This window comes from Falsiroseomonas oryzae (assembly GCF_027856955.1).
Taxonomy (GTDB): domain Bacteria; phylum Pseudomonadota; class Alphaproteobacteria; order Acetobacterales; family Acetobacteraceae; genus Falsiroseomonas; species Falsiroseomonas oryzae.
On sequence record NZ_JAPSMD010000415.1, the window covers coordinates 1 to 4,694 of the forward strand.

The window sequence follows — 4,694 nt, forward strand, 5'->3', positions numbered from 1 at the left end:
GCCGCGCTGGCGCTGGCCGTGCTGGTGGTCGGCACGGCGGAGCAGCCGGCCTTCGCGCTCGGCTTCGTGGCCGGCGCCGCGGCAACGCTGCTGCTGTTCCGCATCGGCGCCAGCCTGCTGATGCGCGCGGCGCGCGGGCTGCGCCATGTGCGGCGCCCGGCCTGGCGGCTCGGGCTGGCCAACCTGCACCGGCCGGGGGCGCCGACACCGACCATGCTGGTGGCGCTGGGCATCGGGCTGACCACGCTGGCGGCCATCGCCACCATCGAGGGCAACCTTCGCCGGCAGCTGGCGGACCAGTTGCCGAACGCCGCGCCGTCCTTCTTCTTCATCGACATCCAGTCCGACCAGGCCCGCGATTTCGATCGGCTCGCCCTGGCCCAGCCTGGGGTGGACGACGTGCGCCGCGCGCCGAGCCTGCGCGCCCGCGTGGTCGCGGTGGACGGCGTGCCGGCGGAGCGGATGGTGGTGACGGAGGACACGCGCTGGGCGCTGCGCGGCGACCGCGGCCTGACCTATGCCGCGACCCCGCCCGAGGGCACGCGGCTGGTCGCCGGGCAATGGTGGCCGGCCGACTACGACGGCCCGCCGCTGCTCTCCTTCGACGCCGCCATCGCGCGGGGCTGGGGCATCGGGATCGGGTCCACCATCACGGTCAACGTGCTGGGCCGCGACATCGACCTGAAAATCGCCTCCCTGCGGGAGATCCAGTGGCGGGGGCTCGGCATCAACTACGTCATGGTGGCCTCGCCGGGCCTGCTGGAAGCCGCGCCGCACACCCACATCGCGACCGTGCGCAGCCGGCCGGAGGCCGAGACCGGCGTGCTGCGCGCGCTGACCGACGCCTTCCCCAACGTCTCCGGCATCCGCGTGCGCGACGCGCTGGAGGCGGTGGCGAACCTGCTCTCCCGCGTCGGGGTCGCGCTGCAGGCGACCTCTTCGGTGACGCTGCTGGCGGGGATGCTGGTGCTGGCCGGGGCGGTCGCCGCGGGGCAGCGGCGGCGGGTGCGGGACGCCGTGGTGCTCAAGACGGTCGGCGCCACGCGTTCGCAGATCCGCAGCGCCTGGCTGGTGGAGTTCGGGCTGCTCGGGCTGGTCGCGGGGCTGCTGGCCGCCGCGGCCGGCTCCGCCGCCTCCTGGGCTGTGGTGCGCTTCGTCATGCGCGGCGAGTGGGTGTTCCTGCCCGGCACGCTGGCCGTCGTGGTGCTGGGCTGCGTGCTGCTGACGCTGGCGCTGGGCTATGTCGGCACCGCGCTGGCGCTGCGCGTCCGCCCGGCGCCGCTGTTGCGGAACGAGTAGCGCCGGGCTTGGATCGGCGGATGGACACGCCGCTTTCCGCGCCCGACGCCGCCCGCCTCCGCCGCGCCTTCGCCCTGGCCGGGGAGGCCCGCGCCCGCGGCGACCGGCCCTTCGCCGCGGTGATCGTGGCGGAGGACGGCGCGACCCTGGCGGAGGGGCTCTCCACCCAAGGCGCGGGGGGCGGCGGGACGCTGGCGCATTCCGAGATGAACGCCTGCCAGGCGGCGATCGCCGCCGGCGTCCCCCGCGAGCGCCTGCGCCGGGCCACCATCTATTCCTCCGGCGAGCCCTGCGCGATGTGCGCCGCGGCGATCTTCTACACCGGCGTCGGGCGGGTGGTGTACGGCCTCTCGGCGGGTGCCATCCTGCACCTGCGCAACGCCCAGCCGCACACGGCTGGCCTCTCGCTGTCCTGCCGGGCGGTGCTGGGCAGCGCAGCCGAAAAGGTCGAGGTCGTTGGCCCCTGCCTCGAGGCGGAAGGCGAGGTGCCACACAAGGGCTACTGGGCCGTCGGCGCCGCCTGACGCGGCTGTCACCAGGATTAGCCTTCCTATGCTGGCAACGACCGCAGAGACGGGTTGATCCGGATTACCAAAACTCCATATGATGCACGACGCCGGGACGGACCTTTCTCACCTCCACCCCTCGTCCCGCCGGGAGGATGATCTCACCATGGCTTTCGGTCCCGACAACCGCTTCCAGACGGGCGCGTCGGCCTGGACCCAGCCCTTCGGGCGGTCCACGGCCGTTGACCAGGCGCAGCTCGACGAGGGCCTGCGCAGCTACATGCTGCGCGTCTACAATTGGATGGCCTCCGGCCTCCTGTTGACCGGCATCGTGGCCTTCCTGATCGCCCACAACCCCGCCGTGGCCAGCATGTTCTACGAGGTGGTGCGCACGCCGCGCGGCAACGCGACGGTGCCGACCATCCTCGGCTGGGTCGCGATGTTCGCCCCGCTGGCCTTCATCCTGGTGCTGAGCTTCGGCATCAACCGGATGAGCAAGACCACCGCCCAGGCCCTGTTCTGGACCTTCTGCGCGGTGATGGGCGCGTCGATGTCGAACATCTTCGCGATCTACACCTCGGCCTCCATCGCCAGCACCTTCTTCATCACGGCGGCGATGTTCGCGGCGACCAGCCTCTACGGCTACACCACGAAGGCCGACCTGACGAAGCTGGGCACCTTCATGATGATGGGCCTGATCGGCATCCTGATCGCCGGCCTGGTCAACATCTTCCTGCAGAGCTCGGCGCTGCAGTTCGCCATCAGCGTGATCGGCGTGGTCGTGTTTGTCGGCCTCACCGCCTACGACACCCAGCGGATCAAGGCGGACTACGTCGAGTACGCCTATGCCGAGGGCACCGAACTGGCCGCCAAGCGCAGCGTGTTCGACGCGCTGGGCCTCTACCTGAACTTCGTCAACCTGTTCCAGCTGCTGCTGCAGTTCATGGGCGTGCGCCAGAACAGCGAGTGACGATCCGACAAGAACAGGCATAACGCCGGTTGCACGGAACCCCGGGGGGCAACCCCCGGGGTTTTTTCGTGTCTTCACGCATCGGGTGCCGGCGCGCCGCGCGCCCGCCCATCCGGCGCCCTGCGGACGCCGGGGGTCGGTTCAGAAGTAGCCTTCGCGCTTCTTGCGCTCCATCGACGCCTCCTGGTCCTTGTCGATCAGGCGGCCCGCGCGCTCGCTCACGCGGCTCTCGCGCAACTCGAGGATGACCTCCTCCATCGTGGCCGCACGGCTCTCATGCGCGGCGGTCAGCGGCCAGTCGCCCATGGTGCGGAAGCGCACCCAGAGCTCCTCCACCCGCTCGCCCGGCAGCAGAGGCATGCGGTCGTCGTCGCGCATGATGATCATGCCGTCGCGTCGCAGCACCGGGCGCGGCGCGGCGTAGTAGAGCGGCACGATGGGGATCTGCTCGGCGGCGATGTAGTCCCACACGTCGAATTCGGTCCAGTTGGACAGCGGGAAGACTCGCATCCCCTCGCCCTGGTTGATCCGCGTGTTGTAGAGGCCCCAGAGTTCGGGCCGCTGGCCGCGCGGCTCCCACACATGGCCCGGCGAGCGGTGGCTGAAGACGCGCTCCTTCGCGCGGGCCTTCTCCTCGTCGCGGCGGGCGCCGCCGATCGCCGCGTCGAAGCCGTGCGCGTTCAGCGCCTGCTTCAGCGCCTCCGTTCCCATGACGGACATGTGGACCTGGGACCCGTGGTCGATCGGGTTGATGCCGCGCGCCAGGCCGTCCGGGTTGGTGTGGACGATCAGGTTGAGGCCGAGCTCCGCCGCGCGCCGGTCGCGGAACTCCAGCATGGCGCGGAAGTCCCAGCCGGTGGCGATGTGCAGGCAGGGAAAGGGCAGCCGGCCCGGCGCGAAGGCCTTCATCGCGATGTGCAGGACGACCGAGCTGTCCTTGCCGATGGAATACAGCAGCACGGGGTTGCGGAAGCTCGCGGCCGTCTCGCGCAGGATGCCGATGGCCTCGGCCTCCAGGCGGCGCAGATGGGGGGTCAGCCGGCTTGCCGCCTCGGGTCGCATGTCAGGTCGGATCCTCGGGATGCGGTCACGCTGGCGCGAGAAAGCACGCCGGCGGCCGCAGCGGAACCCCCGCCGGGCCGCGTCGTGCCTGCGCCTGGCGCGCGGTCCGGCCCGGGCCGTCGTCTCAGGCCGACTTCAGGACGCCTTGCAGCTTCTCCGCCGCCACGGCCTTGTCGGTGCGGTCGATGGCAGCGAGCTCGGCGGCCAGTCGGTCCAGCGCCTGCTCGTAGATCTGCCGTTCGGAGAAGGACTGGTCCGGCTGGCCGGCATTGCGGTGCAGGTCGCGCACCACCTCCGCGATGGCCAGCGGGTCGCCGGAATTGATCTTCTGCTCGTATTCCTGGGCGCGGCGCGACCACATGGTGCGCTTGATGCGGGCCCGGCCGCGCAGAACGTCCAGCGCCTCGTTCATGACCGTCTCGGTCGCCAGCTTGCGCAGGCCCGAGGAGGAGGCCTTGTTCACCGGGACGCGCAGCGTCATCCGGTTCTCCTCGAAGGTGACGATGATCACCTTCAGGGACATGCCGGCGACCGGCATGTCCTCGATGCCCTGGACTTGGCCGACCCCGTGGGTGGGGTAGACCACGTGGTCGCCTGCCTTGAACTCGACCTGTGGGCTCTTCGCCCGGGGCGGCGCGGCATGCGGGCCGGAGGGCCCGCCCATGGGCACGCGGTGCGGCTGTGGGGGTCGGGGCGGCGGTGCGAGGGTCGCAGCGATCACCGTCGCGGAGGCGGTCGTGACAACGGCGACGGCCGGCGCGGGCTGCGGCGCCTGGACCGGCTGCGGCTGTGGCGGTCGGGGCGGCAGGGTGCCGGCTTCGGAGCGGGGCGCCGCAGCGGATGCCTGGGCCGGGACG

5 protein-coding genes are annotated in these 4,694 nt (G+C 71.6%); 3 read left to right on the forward strand and 2 right to left on the reverse strand.

Annotated features, from left to right (window positions below; translation table 11 throughout):
• The 3 genes from OZN99_RS25855 to OZN99_RS25865 all read left to right on the forward strand — a co-directional run.
• Nucleotides 1-1,299 (forward strand): ABC transporter permease (locus tag OZN99_RS25855; protein ID WP_333779773.1); only part of this gene is annotated, 1,299 nt, incomplete at its 5' end.
• 20 nt (nucleotides 1,300-1,319) lie between these two features.
• On the forward strand, nucleotides 1,320-1,823 hold the full coding sequence (locus OZN99_RS25860) for a nucleoside deaminase (protein ID WP_270938110.1): 504 nt from the start codon (nucleotides 1,320-1,322) through the stop codon (nucleotides 1,821-1,823).
• A 148-nt stretch (nucleotides 1,824-1,971) separates the two neighbouring features.
• Complete coding sequence (locus tag OZN99_RS25865) at nucleotides 1,972-2,775, forward strand: Bax inhibitor-1/YccA family protein (protein ID WP_270938111.1); 804 nt, start codon at nucleotides 1,972-1,974, stop codon at nucleotides 2,773-2,775.
• Between the two features lie 141 nt (nucleotides 2,776-2,916).
• Here the strand turns inward: OZN99_RS25865 and cysD are convergent, their stop codons facing one another.
• Together cysD and OZN99_RS25875 are read right to left on the reverse strand one after the other, a co-directional pair.
• Complete coding sequence (cysD, locus tag OZN99_RS25870; RefSeq protein ID WP_270938112.1) at nucleotides 2,917-3,837, reverse strand: sulfate adenylyltransferase subunit CysD; 921 nt, start codon at nucleotides 3,835-3,837, stop codon at nucleotides 2,917-2,919.
• Between the two features lie 124 nt (nucleotides 3,838-3,961).
• The coding region (locus OZN99_RS25875) for a CarD family transcriptional regulator (RefSeq protein ID WP_408611943.1) at nucleotides 3,962-4,694 on the reverse strand (733 nt) is incomplete at its 5' end.